Source organism: Roseomonas sp. KE0001, assembly GCF_016107285.1.
In the GTDB taxonomy this organism is placed as follows: domain Bacteria; phylum Pseudomonadota; class Alphaproteobacteria; order Acetobacterales; family Acetobacteraceae; genus Pseudoroseomonas.
Genome location: NZ_RCVQ01000015.1, coordinates 23,980 through 44,243, shown reverse-complemented (window position 1 = coordinate 44,243; position 20,264 = coordinate 23,980). Strand labels below are relative to the sequence as shown.

Sequence of the window (20,264 nt, the reverse complement as noted above, 5' to 3'; positions counted from 1 at the left end):
GCGTTACGCCATTGGCCTCACGCTGCGGGGCGGCGTCGTAGCCATTCTCGCTTGCCAGCAACACATGCGGAACCTGCGGAAGGGAAAACAAGGCAGTTCCGCCGCAATGTCCGATTGCGCAACATCCTGGTCGGAGGCCAGGGCTGTCGCAACCTGGGCAACACTTCTGCCCTACCATCCGGGATGCAGTGATCCTGTTGTGCACCAGGAATGGAACGGATGGAGAGGGTAGGTTTCCCGTGTGTATGGACACCGCGCCGATATCAGTTTGCGAGGCTGCGCCCACACCGTGCGCGGCAAGCGGCGCCGTGGCTGTGGCGAGGTAAAGCGCCAGCACTACTATCAGCAAAGTCCGGATTGTCCTCACCATAAGGCGCATCAACGGTGTGTCCCAGCGTCCTACAGACCTCACTGTAAGGAATAATCGGCCTGCTGGTTTCGATGCGGGGGACGCAATTCACGGTGTGCATGCGAATGCACAGCATCTATGCCGCTCACAAACAAGCACGGCGCCCACGAGTTACTTCGATCGACATATCAGGACTCAGTCGGGCAGTGCCGGTGCTGAGTTCGTACAGTTCCCGCTTGTGGTTGAATAGCTCCGTCTCGTATTGTTACGCACAAGCACCACCCATCCCAGGGCACTTCAAGACATGGACTTCGCAACAGACTTCCCGGCCTTCTCGGGAAGAATGGACCTGGCTGACCCACTGGCTGTTCTGCTGCGGCGTTGGCGCGATGATTCAGGGGCTACATACCGAACATGGTTCCTGTGGGAAGAGCGGGTTAAGAACTTCCGTTCCATCCGCCGCGGCATTCAGCAGGTTGTCGCAGAAATCAAAGCAGGCACCTTCGGCGTTGCCTACCGCGGATCTTCCCTGGAGACGATAGTTCACTCCATCGCGGAGCAACGGCAGATCTTCAGGGGCGCAGATCATGCTTTCTTGTGGAAGCCCAAGCTGCGTATCCCAGACATCTACGAAAATCCGGAGAACCAGCGCGCCTTCGGGCGCCTGCTCGACACCTGCGTCTGCTGCACCACCGAACAGCAAGTCATCGCGGCAGTCGCCGAGATCGACGCGAAGCATATCAAGGGGCTCGGCCCGGCTGTAGCAAACCTCCTTTACTTTCTGCACCCGACCATTGTGCCGCCCTTCAATACGGCGATCGTGAATGGCTACAACACACTGACTGGGGCGAAGGTAAAGCTAGGCCGCTGGGACGAGTATCTAACCATGCGGCGAGGCATTCTTGCCTTGAATGCTGCCCACCGCGGCCTACTCTCGAATGACCTTGGTGCGATCGGAGGCTTGCTCTTCGACGTTGGCAGCGGCCGGTATCCGGCGCCTCCGCGGGAGGATGATGTGGCGGCGCGCGCCGCCTGGGAGGCAGACCTCGCTCGGGTACGCGAAGAGGGCGCTAGGGCGGCCAAGGCACTGGCTGAGGCGCGCCAGGAGGATGAGACTCACACCCAGATCCAAGGCTGGCTCCGCGACCTTGGCCTGTCGCTCGGCTTCGACGTCTGGATTGCGGCAAACGACCGCAACCGCCCGCTCAATGGTGGCAAGCTGGGCGATGGCTGCTTGGTTTCGCTTCCGGGATTCGACACCGGCTCCGGTCCTGACGCTGTCCGGCTCATCGACGTGCTGTGGTTGGATAAGCCGACGAAGCACATCGTGGCGGCTTACGAGGTCGAGCATTCGACCTCGATCTACTCCGGAATCGTGCGGATGCTCGACCTCGCGCTCGGGCCGGAGGCGCATGCGCTCGAGGGCATGTTCCTAGTGGCACCAGATGGCCGGGAGGGTGAGGTCCGGGATCAGCTATCCCGCCCCGCCTTCTCCCGCGTTGCCGACCTCAAAGTGCGGTATCTGCCTTACGGTGAACTCAAAGCGAACAGGGAAAGCATTGCCAAGTTCGGCCATGGAATGAAGCCGATCCAGGCCATTGCGCGCGAGCTCGTCTGAGAACTCACGGGTATACCCTGGGCAGAAACGCCGCTGGCTTAACTCCAGCCCACTCCCGGATACTTGGCTTGCTGGGCGGCTAGGCCGACGGCAAGCCAGTACCCGGTGCGCGGTCATCAGACGTTTTTCTGAGGCTTATCGTGCCCCATTCTGGGCTCAGCCTGCCAACCCCGCGCGCTATGCCCCTCATGCCCATCGTGGCCATGGTGCATGAACAGGTGCATCAGCGGGCAGGCCAGGAGGAGCAGATATGGCAGCGCTCCGAAGGCATGCGCGTAATGTTCCCGCAAGACATAGAACGCTGCGACCAAGCAGAATCCGATCACGGCGACGCCGACCTTGGTGCGCCACCATGGCGTTGTTGTATGGTCATGCATCTTGGATTCCCTTTCCGGATCCGGATTATGTCTGCTGCTCCGGTTACCTAGCATTGATTTGGCTCAAGGTACCTGAATTCGAGTGGCAGATTCCTTCCAGAACTGCGGCTGCGGCCCTTCGCCAAGTAGGGCCGGTGCTACAAGCGGACTGCTCGCAAACGCAGCGAGTTCCCGATCACCGAGACCGAGCTCAGCGCCATGGCCAACGCCGCGACGATGGGGCTGAGCAGGAGGCCCAGCATCGGGTAGAGCACGCCCGCCGCCAGCGGCACCCCGGCCGCGTTGTAGACGAAGGCAAAGAACAGGTTCTGCCGGATGTTGCGCATCACCGCGCGCGACAGGTGCCGCGCCCGCGCGATGCCGGCGAGGTCGCCTTTGACCAGCGTCACACCCGCGCTCTGCATGGCGACGTCCGTCCCGGTTCCCATGGCGATACCGACATCGGCCTCCGCCAGCGCCGGGGCATCGTTCACCCCGTCGCCCGCCATGGCGACGACCTTTCCCTGGGCGCGGAGCTCTCGGACAATGCGGTGCTTGTCCTCGGGCAGCACGTCGCCCTGGAACTGTTCGATGCGGAGCCTGCGGGCCACCGCTTCCGCCGTCGTGCGGTTGTCGCCCGTCAGCATGACGATGTGAATGCCCTCGGCGCGCAGGCTCTCGAGCGCGGCGGGCGTCGTCTGCTTCACGGGGTCAGCGACCGCGATGACGCCGCCCGGCTTGCCGTTCACCGCCAGGAACAGCGCCGTGCCGCCCTCATGCCGGAGGGCCTCGGCCTTGGCGGCGAGCTCGCCCAGTTCCACGCCAAGCTCCCGCATCAGCCGCGCATTGCCCAGCGCGACCCGCCGCCCACCGACGGTACCGGTCACGCCCTTGCCGGTGAGGGAGGCGAAGTCGGCGGGCTCGCTGAAGGCCACGCCGCGCTCCCTGGCCGCCGCCACGACGGCGGCCGCCAGCGGGTGCTCGCTGGACCGTTCAAGGCTTGCCGCGAGAGGCAGGATCTCCGCTTCGGCCAAACCAGGTGCCGCTACCACGGCCACGACCTTGGGCTTGCCCTCGGTCAGCGTGCCGGTCTTGTCCACCACCAGGGTGTCGACCTTCTCCATGCGCTCCAGCGCCTCGGCGTTCCTGATGAGCACGCCTGCGGTCGCGCCCTTGCCGACACCAACCATGATGCTCATCGGCGTGGCCAGGCCGAGCGCGCAGGGGCAGGCGATGATGAGCACCGAAACGGCGGCGATCAGGCCATAGGAGAGCGCGGGCGACGGGCCCCAGATTGCCCAGGCGACGAAGGCCAGCACCGCGACGACGATGACGGCCGGAACGAAGTAGCCGGACACGGTGTCGGCCATGCGCTGGATGGGTGCCCGGCTGCGCTGCGCCTCGGCGACCATGGCGACAATGCGCGAGAGCATGGTGTCGGAGCCGACCTTGTCCGCCCGCATCACCAGCGCACCGGTGCCGTTCACGGTGCCGCCGATGACCTTGGCGCCGGGCTGCTTCTCGACGGGCAGGGATTCCCCGGTGACCATCGACTCATCCACGGCGCCGCTCCCCTCCAGAACCTCGCCATCCACCGGCAGGCTGTCGCCCGGCCGCACGCGCAGCCGGTCGCCGAGCTGCACCTCGGCCAGCGCGATTTCCTCGTCCGAGCCGTCCGCACGGATGCGCCGCGCCGTCTTGGGGGCCATGTTCAGCAGGGCGCGGATGGCGCCGCCGGTCTGCTCGCGGGCCCGGAGTTCCAGCACCTGGCCCAGCAGGACGAGCACCGTGATGACAGCGGCCGCCTCGAAGTAGACGGCGACGGTGCCGTCCAGGCCACGGAAGCCTTCGGGGAAGACGCCCGGCGCGAGGGTTGCGACCAGGCTGTAGAGGTAGGCGGCGCCGGTGCCGAGCGCGATCAGGCTGAACATATTCAGGCTGCGGTTCACGACCGACTGCCAGCCGCGCACGAAGAACGGCCAGCCCGCCCAGAGCACCACCGGCGTGCCGAAAAGGAACTGGAGCCACACGGAGATCCTGGGTGACACCAAGTGATGGAGGTCGAGGCCGGGGATGTGCGCGCCCATCTCGAGGACGAGGATGGGGAGGGTCAGCAGGAGGCCGACCCAGAACCGCCGGCGCATGTCGGCAAGTTCCTCGCTCGGCGCGGCTTCAGCGGTGACCTCCAGCGGCTCCAAGGCCATGCCGCAGATCGGGCAGTTGCCCGGCCCTTGCTGGCGGATCTCCGGGTGCATCGGGCAGGTGTAGATGGCCACCTTCTGCGCCGTCGTCGGCGCGGCCGCCGTCTCCGGCTTCAGGTACTTGTCCGGCGCCGCCTCAAACCTCGATTGGCAGCCTGCCGAGCAGAAGTGGAACGTGGTGCCGTGATGCTGGGCGTGGTGCGGCGTGTTGGCCGGGTCGACCGTCATTCCGCAGACAGGGTCGTGGACGGCAGCTTGATCGCCGTGGGCTGGCGCATGCCCCCCCCGGTGTGCGCCGTGTCCATGATGATGGTCGTGATGGTGGTGGTGCTCGTCCATCGGCCATTCCTCCGCGACTGCTGTGCTCGTCGTGCTTGGCTGCTCCCAGAGGATGGAGTTTCCCATTGTGGGAAGGTCAAGACATGCAACAGAGATATCTCCGCTACCTTGACCTTCCCATGGGGGCAAGCCCCACCTTCGAGGTGATCGACCGCAACGGAGATTACGATGTACCGCTTCGAAGTTCCCGGCATGAAATGCGGTGGCTGCGCCAAGAAGGTGGAGCGCGCTGTCAAGGCGAAGGACGGTTCAGCCGCGTTCAGCGCCGACCTCGAGAACAGGTGCGTGAGCGTCACCTCATTCGTGTCTCAGGCTGACGTCGCGGCAGCCATCCAAGACGCCGGTTACCCCAACCATGTGGCAGCCTGAACCTCAAGGGCGACATCCCGCCCACTGCGGCATAGTGTGGCCGGAGCTGGATGCTCCGACCGCGCTCATGCCGCCCAGGACACAACATGGCCTCGAGATTACATGTGATGCCGCACGTGCGGGTCACTCATCACAGCAGCCGTCTGCTGGCCATAGTGGTGGTCAGGTGCGATATAGGCGACACCGCCCGCCTCGCCGCCTGTGGGAACTGGCACGCCAGGGACCGGATGTGCGGTCTCGGGATCCAGGTAGCGGATCCGCACGTTCTCGCCACGGCCAGCAACGTCGACACGTCCCCCACCCGCGACGTTCTCGTCATGACCAGGTGGATACTTCACGGCGAAGTTCTCACCTTGTGCAATGACTTCGATGGGGCCATTGGCGTAAGCCGCTGCCGCGGAACCGCCAACTGCAGCAATGAGAGAAAGCGCAAAGATTGCGGACTTACTGCGCGGCGTCATAGCGAACTCCTCAATCAGGCTTGCCGTTCTTTCCGGCACCTGAAGAGAATAGGGCGCGTTTATGTCTGCGATTTTGCGCCAGTCTTTCATTTAATGACAACGCGCTCTTGTGCCTACTTCCAGTTCTTGCATAACGCCTCAGAGATCACGGCTGGCGCTTCCAGAACCGCCATCTGCGCGCTGCAGGTTGGCGGAGCACGCCTATGTGCTCCGCCGTGTCAGTCAATGGTTCATCATCTGGCAGTGCTGCATCATCTGTTGCATCTGCGGCGACAGCGTGCCCTGCCGAGCCTGGGCCCGCATCTGCTGACAGTGCTGCATCATCTGCTGCATGTTCATGCCGCCCATGTTGTGGCCCTGCATGCCGCCCATGTTGTGGCCCTGCATGCCGGACATGTTGTGACCGGGCATGGAGCCCACGCTGCCTTGGGCGGCGGAGGTTCCGGGTGGCGTCGTGGATGTGGGCGGCAAGGACATCTGCGACGAGGTCGGGGTCGCCGCCGGGGGGCCTCCGGGCTGCGCGCACGCGGAGATGCCGAGCAGCAATGTTGCAGTCAGCGCGGCCTTGCCAATCGCTTTTTTGGCAGTGTGGACCATGTGCCCTCCTTGGGGTGGCAGGGGTTCGGCAGGCACCCCGACCCGCCGCGGCAGGTCAGAGTGACGACATTGCACGACGAGGTTGCGGTCAAAGGCCGTAACCGGCGCGTCCTGCAAGGCGTGGAGTGGCAACACGCCTTGAGGCGGCATGTTGCAGGCGGGGACGGTGGAGGGCGCGTTCATACGGCTTCCAGTCCGCGGAAGCGCATCCACGGCCGCCAGGCGCCGTTCCGGCCGAAGGCGACGACGTCATAGGTCGAGGGCTCCGCTCCCGGTACCTCCATGCCCGGCACGCCGAGCGGCATCTCGGGCACCGCGAGCCCGGCAACGCCCTTGGGGTTCTCCTTGAGCAGCCGCCGGAGGGCGGCTGCGGGAACATGGCCCTCCAGGGCGTAGCGGCCGATCTTCCCCGCGTGGCAGGAGATCAGGTCGGAAGGAGTCCCGAGCGCCTGCCGGTGCGGGCCGACGGCATCCACCACCTTGTCGTCCACCTCGAAGCCCTCGGCCCGCAGGTGCGCGACCCAGCCACCGCAGCAGCCGCAGTTGCGGTCCCGCCAGGCTTCCACCTTGGGCGGGCCGCCGCAGGCGGCGGGGAGCACGGCCAGACCGAGCAGGCCAATCGTGAGGTTCCGGCGTGTGCTCCAGGGGGACATCGTCATTCTCCTAGGCAGGTCTGGGCAAGCGGATGCTGGCGCGCAGGCCGCCGCCCGCACAGTTCTGGAGCGTCACCGATCCGCCATGGCGGCCGACCGCCTGACGGGCGATGGCCAAGCCGAGGCCAGAGCCGCCGGTGCCGCGGTTGCGGGACTCCTCGAGGCGGTAGAAGGGCTGGAAGACGCGCTCCAGCTGCTCCTCCGGCACCCCGGGCCCGGCGTCGTCGACATGGACCACGAGCTCCCGCCCCTGGTCGGCCAGCGTGACCCGGGCCGAGCTGCCGTACTTCACCGCGTTGTCGATGATGTTGGCGAAGGCGCGCTTCAGGGTGATGGCCCGGCAGAGCAGCCGCGCCTGCGGTGGTCCCTCATAGATCACCGACTTGCCCATGTCCTCGGCATCGCCGCAGAGGGTCTGGAGCATCGCCGCGATGTCGGCGGAGCGCACCTCCTCCTGCTCCTCGTCGCCCCGCAGGTAGGCCAGCGTGGAGCCGATCATGGCGTCCATCTCGTCGAGGTCGGCGTCGATCTGCCTCTGCGTTTCGGCATCGTCCAGGAAGCCCGCGCGCAGCCGCAGCCGCGCCAGGGGGGTCCGGAGGTCGTGGCTGACGGCCGCCAGCGCCTGGGTCCGGTCGGCGATGAGGCGGTCGATGCGCGCCTGCATGCGGTTGAAGGCCTGCGCCGCCTGCCGGACCTCCCGGGGCCCCTCCTCGGGCACAGTGACCGTCTGCCCCGGCCTGCCGATGCGGTCAGCCGCGTTGGAGAGCTCCCGCAGCGGCCGCGCGATGAGGCGCACCACCAGCAGGCCCAGCACCAGGATGCCCAACGCCATCGCGGTGGTGGAGAGCAGCGTCGCGTGCTCCGGCTGCCCTTGCAGCGGGTCGGCGTGGTACCAGAGGTGGCTGCCATCCGGCAGGTTGACCGTGCCTTCCGCCTCCAGGTGGTCCGTATGGGCAAGATCCTGCGCTGCAACGGCGCCCGCCGCCCCACCGGGTTGCCAGCGCACCTGGAAGCCCGGCGACGACAGGGCCTGCGCCACAGCCTCGCGGGCGTCTTGCGGCACCATGCCGATGGCGCGGGCGGCGGCGGCTACCCGCTCAGCGGTGACCTTCTGCTGCGTGCGGCCCAGCAGGATGTCGCTGCCCGTCTGGTGCAGCCATAGGCTGCCGACGTGGAAGGCCATCAGGCCGACCAGCAGCACCAGGATGATGCGACCAGCCAGGGTGCTGGGTAGCAGCCGCCTCATCCGCGCGTAACGGTCGGGACGAACATGTAACCAGCGCTGCGAATCGTTTTGATTATGGAAGGGCTATCAGCGAGCGGTTCCAGCTTGCGCCGGAGGCGGCTGACCATGACGTCCACCGAGCGGTCGACGCTGTCCGAGATCCGGTTGCGGGCGAGGTCCAACACCTGGTCCCGCGACAAGACGCGCTGTGGGTGCTCGCAAAACGCTAAGAGCAAGTCGTACTCGCCACTCGACAGGTCGACGGCCGAGCCGTCAGGCGCTGTAAGTTCCCGCCTCCGGGTGTCAAGCACCCAGTTGGCGAAGGTCATCCGGTCTCCCATCGTCACCCCGGTACGCCCTGTTCCGGCCTGGGCGCGCCGCAGCACGGCCCGAATGCGAGCCAGCAGTTCTGGGCGACTGAAAGGCTTGGGGATGTAGTCGTCGGCACCCAGTTCGAGTCCCGCGACCCGGTCCGCCTCCTCTCCCCGAGCGGTCACCATGATGATGGGAACCTCTGTCTTCGCGCGCAGTGCCCGGCAGAGGTCGAGCCCCGACTGGCCTGGCAGCATCACGTCGAGCAGCACGAGATCCACGGAGGATAGCGACAGGGTGTCCCACATCTCGGCGCCATTGCGGGCGCCGGTGACCCGGTAGCCGTTCTGTCGGAGGAACTTGGCGATAAGGGTGCGCATTTCGCCATCGTCTTCGACAACGAGGATGTGCGCATCGGGAAGCAGCGGGTTGCCCCGCCCCTCCCGCTCGCCTGCAGGGCTAACCGGCTGCACCTGCCAAAGCACTCAATTTGGCCTTGGCCTTAGGCGCGAGGCCGGAAGCCGATGGCACGCGCGGCGCAAATGCAGCTAGGTCGGCATCTCCCACCACGATCAGCGCCACCATTCCCAATCCCGTGTGGGGAGTGCACTGCACGGGGTAAACGCCGGGCCGTTCAAAGGTCACCGTTCCTTCGGCGTTGAAGGGCACCGTGACCGGCGGGGACCCCGCAGGCCACAGCGATTGGATCGGGGTGACGTTGTGGCCCTTGTCGGTGGGCTCAAAGCGGACGGAGCCGCCGACAGGAATTCTGATAATGGCGGGGTCATAGGCGAAGGTCTCGTCCTGCCCAGGGCCACGGTTCAACTCTCGCACGGTCGCAGCGGGTTCCGCCGCAACAGCGGAAAGGCTGGTAGTAGCGAGCATCGCAGTCAAGAGGAAGCGGATCATCCCAAACGCCTTTGTCAGAAGAACAACCGGACGCCGGTTACGAAGTTCCACGCTCCCACCTGCTCACCTTCTTCGCGAGCATAGCGGGCAGTATCTCCAATCTTGCGTTCGTAGTTGATCCCAATATAGGGCGCCACTTCGCGAGTGACCTCGTAGCGGAGGCGGAAACCGGCTTCCACGTCATTTATGCCGCTGCCGACACCCAGTTCCGGGACCTTTTGAAGTGCGAAATTGGCCTCCACGTTCGGCTGGAGCACAAGCCGCTGCGTGATGTAGACATCGTAGGAAACTTCGGCCCGTGCGGACAGATCCCCCTCCTGGCTGACGAAGCCCTGAAGGCCGACCTCAAACAGCCCGGGCGCTAACCCTTGCAGCCCGATGACGCCATAGGCGCGGTTCGGAAGCGGCCGAATATCATAGCGGACACCAGCCTGTATGTCCCAGTAGTAGCCGAGCAGACGCGAGTAGAGCAGCTGAAGCTCCGCCTGCTCGACGCGCCCGCTGCGTGTGGTCTCGCCTTCCGTCCTCAACCACACGCGATCCGTGTCGCCGCCGTACCAGGCTTGCCCATCCCAGCGGCCGATGTTGGGACCGTCCAGGCCCCAGCCGTACTCTAAGGTCTCGAACAGCACCGCGCCGGTGTAAACCTCATGACTGAAGGGCGGCTCGGTGCTGTGCTGCATCGCCTGTGCGCGGGCAGTGTCAGCCCCGAAAGCCAGCATGATGGCCGTCCCCACAGCCAACCCGATCCGCTCGAAGTTCATCCCTGGCATGTGCTTCATCCTGCGGAGGCGGTTTGACGAGAGGTCACGACGGAGATCTTGCGCATCATGCCAGTCTCCATGTGGTAGAGCATGTGGCAGTGGAAGGCCCACCCTCCGGGCGCATCGACCTCCATATCAATGTCCAAGGTTGACCCCGGCTTGATATTCACCGTGTGCAGCAGCGGATTCTCCGCCCCATTGCCGACCTGCGGGATCATCCACATGCCATGGATGTGCATGGGGTGGGCCATCATCGTCTCGTTGACGAACCGGAAACGAACCCGCTCCCCGAGGTACAGTTGGATCGGCTGCGCTTGGCTGAAGCTGTTGCCGTTGATGGACCAGAAATACCGCTCCATGTTGCCGGTTAGCCGAATTTCGATGATGCGGGTCGGCTCCCGCACCGGGTAGAGCGGCTGGGCGGCGCGCAGGTCGCGGTAGGACAGCACGCGGGCGCCTGGCGGCGCACCCACATCGTTCACCAAGGGATCCGGCATCGCCATGCCGCCATGGCCCATGGCGCCGTGATCCATTCCGGTCATGGCACCGGCGCCCGCCGCGCCATGATTCATGCCGGGCATGTTGCCGTGGTCCATGCCCGGCATGCTGCCCATGGTACCGTGGTTCATCCCGGCCATGCCCGAGTGGTCCATCCCGGGCATGGAGGAGTGGTCCATGCCAGCCATGCTTCCATGGTTCATGCCACCCATGGAGCCGCCCTGCATGCCCTGGGCACTTCCGGCGGGCATCTGCATGGCGGAATGGTCCATCCCGCCCATGTCCATCGGCGCGACATGGCCCGGGGCGTCCACCTCCGGCATCGGCGTTCCGCGGTCGAGGCCGCTGGGCCCGTAGTTCATGCCCATGTCGGCCATGGTCAACACGGGGCGCGGGCGGTGCGGCGGCAGCGGCAGGGCGGGCAAGCCCTCCCGGGTGGCCAGGCTGAACTGCGCAAAGCCCTGGCGGCCCATGGTTTCGGCCAGCACCTGGTACTGGCGTCCGTCACGGGGGCGCACAAGGACGTCGAACGTCTCGGCCGGGGCAATGCGGAACTCGTCCACTGTGACCGGACGGACATTGTTGCCGTGCGCCTGGACCACGGTCATCTCGAGCCCGGGGATGCGCACGTCGAAATGCGACATGGCGCCGCTGTTGATGAAGCGCAGGCGCACCGTCTCGCCCGGCCGGAACAGCGCGGTGAAGTTCTGCGCTGGAGGGTGGCCGTTGACGAGATAGGTGTAGCCGCCGACATCCTCGATGTCGGTCGGGTCCATCCGCATGTCGCCCCACATGATGCGGTCAGAGAGGATGGCCGAGCGGGCCGCAGCATCGGGTGCGCGGCGGAGCTCGCCGATCAGACTGGCCAGGGTGCGCTTGTTATAGTTGTAGTAGCCAGGGTCGCGCTTGAGGTTGGCGATCACGTGGCTCGGCGTCTCATCCGTCCAGTCCGACAGCTGGATGATGTAGTCGCGGTCGTAGCCGAAGGGCTCCGGCGTCGCGGGATCGATGACGATGGAACCGTAGATCCCGGACTGCTCCTGCAGGCCCGAGTGGCTGTGGTACCAGTAGGTCCCGGCCTGGACGAGGGGGAAGCGGTACTGGTGCGTCCCGCCTGCGTCGATACCCTGGAAGCCGTCGCTGATGCCGGGCACGCCGTCCTGGCTGCTCGGCAGGATCAGGCCGTGCCAGTGGATCGAGGTGTGCTCGCGCAGCCGGTTGATGACGTTGATCACCACCTCCTCACCCTCGCGGAAGCGCAGGACGGGGCCGGGGATCTGCCCGTTGATGGCCATGGCCGGGCGGCGGCGCCCGGTGATGTTGGCCGTCACGTGGGACAGGGTCAGGTTGAACTCGCGCGGCATCGCCCGCCCGACGGCGGGCTGCGCCAGGGCGCCGCGCGCGGCCGGGAACGCCATGGCAGCCACGCCAAGGCCCAGCGCCTGCCGCCTGCTCAAGGTTCTGTCGTGCATCACTCTCTTCTCACTCCAGGCGGCCAGCCGAGGCCTTGTCCAGGTTCAGCGTGCGAAGTCCACCTTGCCCACCATGCCGGACTCGTAGTGGCCCGGGATGTTACAGGCGAACTCCAGGGTGGCGGCCTTGGTGAACTTGAAGATCATCTCGCCTGTCTTGCCGGGCTCAACCAGAAGGGCGTTCGGGTCGTCATGGCGCATCGGCATATTGCCGTGCCCCATGTTCGAATGATCCATGTTCGGCATCTTCGAATGATCCATGTTTGCCATGGGCGCCATGCTGGTCGCGGTCATCATCCCGCTCTCGAACATGGCCTGCATTTCACGCTGATGCTGCTGATGCATCGCTGCAGTGCCGATGTTGAACTCGTGCAGAAGCTCACCGGCATTCCGGATGCGGAAGCGCACAGTTTCGCCCGCCCGAACCTGAATGCGCTGCGGCTGGTATGAGTTGTCCCGCATGACGACATCAATGGTGCGCTTGACGTCTTGGGCGCGGCCGCGAGTACCGAAAGCTTGGTAGGCGGAGTCCGCCACGGCGGGGGACACGTTGATTGCGGCGACGCCCAGAGCCATCAGTGCTGCAGTCGCCAGACTGGTGCGGAAACCCATTCATCTCACCCCATGTGATACCTGACGAGCCAGCGGACCAAGTCCGCCCCCGCGCAGGTCATGGAGATGAGCTAGCGCTCAATTAAGAACGCTAGATTGCTCAAGTATGACAAAATATTTCAGGATGGTGTGCCTTCCTAACGTGCCACTTGTTTCTGGTGCGCGGTCGAGACGGCGTTCCATCCTGGACCGGTAGGATGTAGCCGCACCGGTCCAGTCAACTCCTTGATGCATTTCCCCACAGCGACCGGGTCAGCCCCGTCCATGCAGGAATTCTAAAGGTGGGCGAGTGAACAGTTGCCGAACATCGGCGCCTCTCTGGATGCCCGTCCTCGATCCCGAGCCTCCCGCATGCCGTGGCGCACTGGCGGCACCCGGTCAACCCTAAGCACGGCAGAGGCGCTCCGCGCCGGGACACATCCCCTGGCGCACATCCGGGGAAATCGTCATTGGAAGCATCCAGAGCTGTCGGTCAGCCTCCCGGAGCCTTGGTCAGGTTGTCACGGCGGCTGCCTTTCGAGGTGGCTCTGGCGTTCTTGCAAGCCGCGCTCGCGATCAGACCAGGTGCTCTTGATGAAAGCGAGCGCTGCCCGGATGTCGGCGTCTGACAGGACACCTCGGAAGCCCGGCATGTCGCTCTCGTAGCCGCCTCCGACAACTGCCGAGGTACCCTCCCGGGTGATCCGGAACAGCACCGCGTCCCCGTGTTGCCAAGTGTGTCCCGAAACGTCGCGGGGCGGCGCAGGCAGTCTTCCATCGGGCCTGCGCGACCGCCAGTTCGGCTGGCCCTCGAGCTTCGTGCCGTGACACTGCGCACACTGTTCAGCTTAGACGCGGCGGCCCAGCGCAACCTGCACTGGATCGCCCGGATTGATCGTGTCTGGCGCCAAGCCGCACCGGCTATGCCATGCGAGCCAGACAGCGCCGCCTGCCGCAGAGAAGAGGGCAATGATGGCGGTGAGCACCAGTCTTCGCTGCGCCCACACGCCCCCACGTTGTCCCATCACCGCTCTCTCTCCTTCAGCCGGCTCAATGATGGCGCCGCGCCCAACATCGGGGGCGGGGCGGCGGAGGCAGGCGCCGCTCGTATCCTAGGCAATTTCTGAGGCGCCTCAGTCTTGGCGGCCGCGGCCCTTGGGAGGGGCCATCGCCGTCGCCGAGGGAGCCCGCGCTACGGGCACCGAGGTCGACATCAAGCGCGTTCCCGAACTCGTACCCGAGGAGGTGGCGCGCGCCAGCCACTACAAGCTCGACCAGGCCGCGCTGATAGCCAAGCCTGCCGACCTCGTCGAATATGACGCCATCATCGTCGGCACTGGCACCCGCTACGGTCGTATGTCCTCCCAGATGGCCAACTTCTGGGATCAAACCGGCGGTCTCTAGGCACAGGGCAAGCTGATCGGCAAGGTGGGCGCGGCCTTCACCTCCACGGCCAGCCAGCACGGTGGGCAGGAAACCACGCTGATGAGCATCCACACCAACCTGCTGCACCAAGGCATAATTATCGTCGGTCTGCCCTACTCCTTCCAGGGCCAGCTCAGACTAGATGAGGTGACCGGAGGCACGCCCTACGGTGCCACGACAATCGCCGCGGGCGACGGCTCACGCCAGCCCACCGAGAACGAGTCGAGAACGAGTTGGAAGGCGCCCGTTTCCTCGATCGCCACGTGGCCGGATCACCGCCATGCTGGCCGCCTGACCAGCAGCGCGAAGCAGAGGAACAAGGATCATGGCGACGTTCGGTGCCGAGCGGGACAGGGACGAGGTTCTCCTCGTCGCCCGCATCCTACTCATCGTGCTTTTCGTCGTGTTCGGGTGGAGCAAGCTCACCGACTACGGCGGTACGGTCGGCTACATGGCACAAATGGGCCTTCCTGTTCCCTCGGCCGCCGCCCTGGTGGTGATCCTGGTCGAGGTCTTCATCGCACTTGCGGTCGCCGTGGGTGCTTGGACGCGCCCGCTGGCCCTCCTGCTGGCGCTCTACCCGCTGGGGACAGGGCTCATCGGGCACCCGTTCTGGACCATGGCGGGCGCCGCCCGGTACGGGAACGCCATCAACTTCTACAAGAACATCAGCATCATCGGCGGCTTCTTGCTGCTCTACGTCACCGGCCCTGGCCGCTACTCGGTCGACGCGGCGCTGGGCCGATCGGCGCCGCTGCCCCGGTGAGCTTGCCGATGGCCGCCGCATGGGCAGCACGACTGGTCGGCAGCAGCGCTCCCTGACAAACCCTCGCTCGTCAGGCTGAGCGTTATACCCGCGAGGAGCAGGGCTACATTGCCCGGCAAGGAGCGATGCTGGCCGAGGCCCTGCTCTACGCACTGATCCGGGCGGAATTGCTGGAGCGGGCACTCGTTGGCTGCAGGACAGAACGAGAATGCCTTGGTGCTTCGCTTTGCCTTCCGGTTCGACATGGATGTGGATCACGGCATCCTCAACTTCGTCGGGAGGCCGTGCTCAATCCGGTCGCAGCTCTCATGAGCATCTTCGACGGCCATCCGCGCTGGCACCACTAAGTGGAATTCAACGAAGGTCATCCGGCCTGCAATGCGTGCCCGCACATCATGTGCTTCGATAGCGCCTGCGGCCTGCCCTGTGATCACTGCACGGATTCTCGCCAGCAACTCCGGATTGGTAACCTCGTCCATCAGACCGCCGATCGACTCTCGCAGAACGCCGTAGCCTGTCCAGAGAATGTTGACTGCGACCACAGCGGCAATGGCTGGATCAAGGCGGGTCCATCCTGTGAGGGGAACGAGCGCGAAGCCAATCAGCACCGCAGCCGTGGTCCAGACATCCGTCAGGACATGCTTGCCGCCCGCGAGCAGGGCGGGTGACTTCCAGCGTCGGCCAGCCCGGATCATCACCAGCGCCCAACCAAGATTGATCGCCCCGGCAAATGCGTTGAGGCTGAGGCCGAGCAAAGGTGTGTCCGGGGCCTTAGGGTTCTGCCAGCCTTCCCATGCTTCGACCACGATCAGGATGGCGGTGGCCAGGACCAACCCGCCCTCAATCACGGCGCTGAGATACTCGGCCTTGTAGTGCCCCGTAGGGGTGGTTCGCGTCAGCGGGAAGCGCACTGTACCAGAGCGCGAACAGAGCGGCACAAACCGCCGCGACATTGACGATGGTTTCCAGAGCATCCGAGTAGAGGGCCACACTGCCCGTCACCCAGTAGGCCGCCAACTTCAACGTCAACACGACGACGCTCACACCCAGGCTGCCCCAGGCGATTGTGATGGTGCGGTTCATAGCCAGTCCTCAGGCGGGCGAAGCAGAGGCGCCCAAGGAATGCCCAGTACGCCGTAGCACGTCTCGGTCTTGCCGGGCCGCGCGTGCGGCTTACCGGACCACGCGCACCATGATGCGCGAGCATGTTGACCCGGTCCCGCCTCGCTGGCGGTGGCTACTCCCCGAAAAGCGGCAGTATCCTCAGGCCACTCATCGAGTCAATTATACAAACAGAATCAGAAACTTGTAAGATAAGCTCGACAATGTTGACGAGGCTACACCCAAGCCCCTTGGCGGTCTGAAGGCTGATCCTGATCAGGTTCTCACCAGAGTCGTGAAAAGCGCGCTTTCCACGAGCAACACGCTGGCGGATGCAAACCGCGTCCGGCGCGGCATAAAACCAGCAACGCTTGTACCGCCTTTACCCCCATGCATTGGTCGCGACAGCGGCCACCGTGATCGCATGGAATGTGGTCTCGGCTGGCGCACTCAAGCTGCCAGTTCTGTTTCCTTCGCTTCCCTCACGACCTTCCAGCGCAAGGCCGGGTTCAGCAGGCCCTTGCCCTGCAACGGTGAGAACATCCTGCCCGTGCTGGTAAGGTAGCCCAGCTTGGCCAACTCCGCGGCGATCTCGCGCAGGCTTCGGACCTTTCCGGTTCTCGGGTTCTGGCGCGCGAGCCGCTTCGCTTCCTGCACCAGCTTCGGATGCGTCTTGTGGTAGCCCTTCCTCCCCTCCACCCGGTGGCCTGCTGCCGCCGAAGCCCGGTTACGCCCGCCCTTCATCTTGGCCACCAGCAGCGCCTTCTCGAACTGGCTGACCGCAACCAAGACCTGCCGAATGAATGTTGCTGGCGGCGTGTCCGCCGTGAAGGTGCTAGGGCTCTCCGCCGCGATCATGCGAAAGCCCTGCTTGGTCAGCAGGATGTAGCCCGTCTCCTGAACGTAGCCCGTCTCCTGAACGATGAGATCGCGGGCAAATCGGCTGGCTGTTTCGACAATGATCGTGCTGATGCCCTGCTCCCGCGCATAGACCAGCAGCGCTTTGAAACCCTCGCGGCCCTCCACAGGATCGGCACCCGACACATCGACGTCGGAAAACTCCTGCACCAGCTCCAGGCCTACGCGAGCGGCGTATTGCGTCACAGCCTCGCGCTGGCGCTGGTCGCTGTCCTGCCGTTCCCCGACCTTCGTCCTGAAACTGATGCGCAGATATCCAACAGCACGCCGATCTTCAGACCCATTCTCAGGTCTGCAATTTTTGGTTGTTCTGGCCATTCGCTGAACATTGTCTCTCCGCGCTAAAATTAAGACTGAGCACGCCTCCTGGCCAAACGGTTCTGCGGCTCCGCCAGCCGCTCTGGGGTGAAAATCCAGTCAGGAATCCGCTTCCGGCGGGTGCCTAGGCTCTCAGGGCACATGAGAGGCGATGCACCCGTTGGCACCGCGAGGAGGCGGTCCAAAGTGCGGCGCATTACGCCGCAACACTCGCAGGCGGCGCGCTCCAGGCCAGGCCGGTCCATCACCGTGATCCGCCCTCGCTCGTCGTGGATGCGCCCCCCTTGCTGGAGGAGCCCGGCCGCCACCGTGATCCCGGCGCGGCGCACCCCGAGCATCATGGCGAAGAACTCGTGGGTTATCGCGAAGGTGTCGCCCTTGGCCCGGTCGTGCGCCATCAGCAGGCAGCGGGCCAGACGCGCGTTGATCCCGTGGCGTCCGTCGCAGGCGCTGGTGCGCGCCACTTGCTGATGTTGCAAGCCATGGGCTGGATCCTATCGCTGGGCCTATGATGGAGGGGAGTTCATGATAGGCTCCAGCGACGGAGCGGTCGGCGGGAGCGCGAAGCGTCCTCAGCGGTCTGTGCCGGAGAACCTCGGTGGCAGATAAATCTTAGTGTTCCCTGGCAACGAAAATAAGTGCGAAATCGCCCAGGGAGGCGCCTTCAGATGCTGGAGGGCTTTCTGATCGGGTTCCACCTACAAGAGACCCGCCGCCACTCCTCTCGCGCGATCTCGCGCGCCTCCCGGCAGATCAGCAGGGCCGAGCGGACGGAGCAGCCCTCGTCCATCAGCACAGCCTGCATCTGGCCGAGCGTCTCGTCCAGACGCTGCAGGAACGCAGGTTCGGGGTGACCGTGGACCCGAAACTGGTCCGTCCGAAGGTCCACGAAACCTAGCACTACCTGGGCATTTTAGACGGAGGTGCTAGGAACCTGCGTCGGCAGTGCGGACATCGGATCGGCGTGGCGAGGTGGCTGAACAACCGGTCGAGGATGGCGCGGCGCACTGATCTTCCTTCGAATTGGTGGCTCTCCCGCACTTTGCGTGGAACGGTCGCGGTGACAAGATCGGCGCAGACTGCTTCACGAGGCGGATGATCCTGTGCTCATCCTTACCTGGCTGCGCCATCGAACGCGTCATCCGGACCAACGGTCGCCTCGTCGTCGTCGCGCATGCGCGCCGTGCCCATGGTCGGTGTCCGGACTGTGGCACATCCAGCTCTGCCATTCACAGCCGCTACGATCGCCGTCCAGCCGACCTGCCGAGCCTTGGCCAGCCCGTGACGCTGCGCCTGCGTATCCGACGCTTCTATTGCCATCATCCCACCTGCCACCGTCGCACATTTGCCGAGCTTCTCCCACGGCTGATGCTGCCGCAAGCGCGTCGGACCCGTCGCCTCGCGCAGGCTCAGACCCGGATCGGGCTGACAATGGGCGGCGAGGCTGGCGCTCGCCTGACCGGCCATCTGGGAATGCAAGCCAGCCCTGATACGATCCTGCGCCTCGTGCATCGCCTCCCGCTGCCGAGATCGGATCCGCCGCGAGCCGTGGGCATCGATGACTGGGCCATCCGCAAGGGTCGAACCTACGGCACGCTCCTTGTCGATCTCGAACGACGATGCCCGATCGACCTGTTGCCTGACCGGTCGGGGGTAACCGTCGCCGCGTGGTTGCGTCGACATCCCGGCATCCAGATCGTCGCCCGCGACCGCTCGACCGAGTACGCTCGAGCGGTGAGCGTCGGTGCGCCGGCCGCGCTCCAGGTCGCCGATCGATGGCATCTCCTCCTCAACATGCGCCAGGCTCTCGAGCGCTGGCTCGGCCGCGTTCATGGCCGGCTGAGGCAGCTGCCCGCTCTGCCCGATGGTGACGGACGACAGCCTGGAGAGCGCCTGCGTGCCTACCACCGCAGCGCGGCCGAGATCGCCACCAGCCTCGACAGCCGCGCTCGCCGGCTGATGTCCTATGAGGATGTGCGCCAACGTCATCTCGCAGGCGAGACCCTGCTGGCGATCGCCCGTGCCACAGGTTTGGCGCGCGCAACCGTGCGGAAGTACACCCAGGCCGAGAGCTTCCCGGAGCGGGCCATTCGCCGACCCAATCCGTCTCGCCTCGACCCCTACCTCGCTCATCTGGAGCATCGCATGGCCGAGGGCTGCGAGAATGCCATGGCGCTCTGGCGCGAGATCCGCGGCCAGGGCTTCGCGGGGACCCACCGGCAGGTGCACCGCTTCGTCGCTGAACGACGCGCAAAGCCGGCGCCGCGCACGGCCCGAAAATGGCTGCCGCTGACCGGGGCGCCGAGTGCCAAGCTCGTCAAAGCACCGCTCCCTTCTCCGAAGCAGCTGGCCTGGATCTTGGTGCAGCCGAACGCGACGCGGCCGCCCCGCGCCACGGCCGACCTCGGCCGCATTCGGCAGGATGCCGAGGCAGCACAGGTCGCCGATATGGCGTTGCGGTTCACGATGCTGATCCGCGCCTGCGGTTTGAATAGCGAGCGGCCGGCGGATGCTGCCGGCGAACTCGACAGATGGCTCCTGGAGGCCCGGAGCTGCGGTGTTGCGGCGCTGGAAACCTTCGCGGCCGGCTTGGCGCAGGACAGGACGGCGGTCCAGGCGGCACTGACGACGTCGTGGAGCAACGCGCAAGCAGAAGGGCAGATCAGTCGGCTGAAGATGCTAAAACGCACCATGTATGGCCGCGCCAGCTTCGCGCTGCTCCGTCGCCGCGTCCTTATCGCTGCCTGATCCACGCAAAATGCGGGAGAACCATCAAATCAGGGGAAGATCACTCCACCTTGAACTCGCGCCGGATCACTCCCTGGGCGTCCACCATGCAAATGCTGCTCGTCTCCAGTGAGACGTCAATTCCGGCGTAGTGGGTCATCTCGGTGCCTCCCTCAGCTCATGACCACAGACGGTCACATGGAAGAACATCCGGCCGTAGCGCCTCCGCTACCACGCCGACCCGATTACCGTATCTAGAACACCGCAGCACGAGCCATGTCGATGCCCGGCGCTC

The 20,264-nt window shown here is 65.2% G+C and carries 18 protein-coding genes and 3 pseudogenes; 5 read left to right on the top strand and 16 right to left on the bottom strand.

What is annotated here, in order from left to right; translation table 11 throughout:
• The first annotated feature begins 692 nt into the window (after positions 1–692).
• Positions 693–1,967, top strand: coding sequence for a type II restriction endonuclease (locus D9598_RS19540; protein WP_198368180.1), 1,275 nt, complete (start codon positions 693–695; stop codon positions 1,965–1,967).
• 116 nt (positions 1,968–2,083) lie between these two features.
• Here the strand turns inward: D9598_RS19540 and D9598_RS19535 are convergent, their stop codons facing one another.
• Both D9598_RS19535 and D9598_RS19530 read right to left on the bottom strand, forming a co-directional pair.
• Positions 2,084–2,344, bottom strand: a complete 261-nt coding sequence (locus D9598_RS19535) for a DUF2933 domain-containing protein (protein ID WP_109518943.1) — start codon at positions 2,342–2,344, stop codon at positions 2,084–2,086.
• 137 nt (positions 2,345–2,481) lie between these two features.
• On the bottom strand, positions 2,482–4,863 hold the full coding sequence (locus D9598_RS19530; RefSeq protein ID WP_198368167.1) for a heavy metal translocating P-type ATPase: 2,382 nt from the start codon (positions 4,861–4,863) through the stop codon (positions 2,482–2,484).
• A 168-nt stretch (positions 4,864–5,031) separates the two neighbouring features.
• On the opposite strand from D9598_RS19530, the gene D9598_RS19525 reads away from it, so the two are divergent.
• Positions 5,032–5,232 (top strand): heavy-metal-associated domain-containing protein, encoded by a 201-nt coding sequence (locus tag D9598_RS19525; protein ID WP_198368166.1) that lies wholly within the window; start codon positions 5,032–5,034, stop codon positions 5,230–5,232.
• Between the two features lie 98 nt (positions 5,233–5,330).
• On the opposite strand, the gene D9598_RS19520 is transcribed toward D9598_RS19525, so the two are convergent.
• The 10 genes and pseudogenes from D9598_RS19520 to D9598_RS21260 form a co-directional block, all read right to left on the bottom strand.
• Positions 5,331–5,783, bottom strand: a complete 453-nt coding sequence (locus D9598_RS19520) for a hypothetical protein (protein ID WP_198368165.1) — start codon at positions 5,781–5,783, stop codon at positions 5,331–5,333.
• Positions 5,784–5,915: 132 nt separating this feature from the next.
• A complete protein-coding gene (locus tag D9598_RS19515; RefSeq protein ID WP_198368179.1) occupies positions 5,916–6,290 on the bottom strand; it encodes a hypothetical protein in 375 nt (124 codons plus the stop codon).
• 179 nt (positions 6,291–6,469) lie between these two features.
• Entirely contained in the window at positions 6,470–6,943 is a 474-nt protein-coding gene (locus tag D9598_RS19510) for a DUF411 domain-containing protein (RefSeq protein ID WP_232477455.1), read from the bottom strand.
• A gap of 10 nt (positions 6,944–6,953) precedes the next feature.
• Positions 6,954–8,189: an ATP-binding protein gene (locus D9598_RS19505; protein ID WP_198368163.1), complete on the bottom strand. Its 1,236-nt coding sequence runs from the start codon at positions 8,187–8,189 to the stop codon at positions 6,954–6,956.
• A complete protein-coding gene (locus tag D9598_RS19500; protein WP_370592089.1) occupies positions 8,186–8,953 on the bottom strand; it encodes a response regulator in 768 nt (255 codons plus the stop codon). The genes D9598_RS19505 and D9598_RS19500 overlap by 4 nt, the downstream gene beginning before the upstream one ends.
• On the bottom strand, positions 8,940–9,389 hold the full coding sequence (locus D9598_RS19495; RefSeq protein WP_198368161.1) for a plastocyanin/azurin family copper-binding protein: 450 nt from the start codon (positions 9,387–9,389) through the stop codon (positions 8,940–8,942). Before D9598_RS19495 ends, D9598_RS19500 begins: the two co-directional genes overlap by 14 nt.
• 14 nt (positions 9,390–9,403) lie before the next feature.
• Positions 9,404–10,162: a copper resistance protein B gene (locus D9598_RS19490; protein WP_198368160.1), complete on the bottom strand. Its 759-nt coding sequence runs from the start codon at positions 10,160–10,162 to the stop codon at positions 9,404–9,406.
• 5 nt (positions 10,163–10,167) lie between these two features.
• Complete coding sequence (locus D9598_RS19485) at positions 10,168–12,123, bottom strand: copper resistance system multicopper oxidase (RefSeq protein ID WP_198368159.1); 1,956 nt, start codon at positions 12,121–12,123, stop codon at positions 10,168–10,170.
• 45 nt (positions 12,124–12,168) lie between these two features.
• Positions 12,169–12,735: a cupredoxin domain-containing protein gene (locus tag D9598_RS19480; RefSeq protein WP_198368158.1), complete on the bottom strand. Its 567-nt coding sequence runs from the start codon at positions 12,733–12,735 to the stop codon at positions 12,169–12,171.
• Positions 12,736–13,235: 500 nt separating this feature from the next.
• Positions 13,236–13,547: pseudogene (locus D9598_RS21260) on the bottom strand (c-type cytochrome); the annotation flags it as partial.
• A gap of 286 nt (positions 13,548–13,833) precedes the next feature.
• Here D9598_RS21260 and wrbA point away from each other — a divergent pair.
• Together wrbA and D9598_RS19465 are read left to right on the top strand one after the other, a co-directional pair.
• Positions 13,834–14,411, top strand: a pseudogene (gene wrbA, locus D9598_RS19470) (NAD(P)H:quinone oxidoreductase); the annotation flags it as partial.
• Positions 14,412–14,464: 53 nt separating this feature from the next.
• Positions 14,465–14,905, top strand: a complete 441-nt coding sequence (locus D9598_RS19465) for a DoxX family protein (protein ID WP_198368178.1) — start codon at positions 14,465–14,467, stop codon at positions 14,903–14,905.
• Positions 14,906–15,100: 195 nt separating this feature from the next.
• Here D9598_RS19465 and D9598_RS19460 read toward each other — a convergent pair.
• The 4 genes and pseudogenes from D9598_RS19460 to D9598_RS19445 form a co-directional block, all read right to left on the bottom strand.
• Positions 15,101–15,988: pseudogene (locus tag D9598_RS19460) on the bottom strand (cation diffusion facilitator family transporter); the annotation flags it as partial.
• A 468-nt stretch (positions 15,989–16,456) separates the two neighbouring features.
• Positions 16,457–17,242, bottom strand: a complete 786-nt coding sequence (locus D9598_RS19455; RefSeq protein ID WP_198368157.1) for a recombinase family protein — start codon at positions 17,240–17,242, stop codon at positions 16,457–16,459.
• A gap of 29 nt (positions 17,243–17,271) precedes the next feature.
• Positions 17,272–17,721: a Crp/Fnr family transcriptional regulator gene (locus D9598_RS19450; protein ID WP_198368156.1), complete on the bottom strand. Its 450-nt coding sequence runs from the start codon at positions 17,719–17,721 to the stop codon at positions 17,272–17,274.
• A gap of 185 nt (positions 17,722–17,906) precedes the next feature.
• A complete protein-coding gene (locus tag D9598_RS19445) occupies positions 17,907–18,047 on the bottom strand; it encodes a hypothetical protein (RefSeq protein ID WP_198368155.1) in 141 nt (46 codons plus the stop codon).
• Positions 18,048–18,337: 290 nt separating this feature from the next.
• Here D9598_RS19445 and D9598_RS19440 point away from each other — a divergent pair, with 290 nt between their 5' ends.
• On the top strand, positions 18,338–19,990 hold the full coding sequence (locus tag D9598_RS19440) for an ISL3 family transposase (protein WP_198368177.1): 1,653 nt from the start codon (positions 18,338–18,340) through the stop codon (positions 19,988–19,990).
• Positions 19,991–20,264 lie beyond the last annotated feature (274 nt).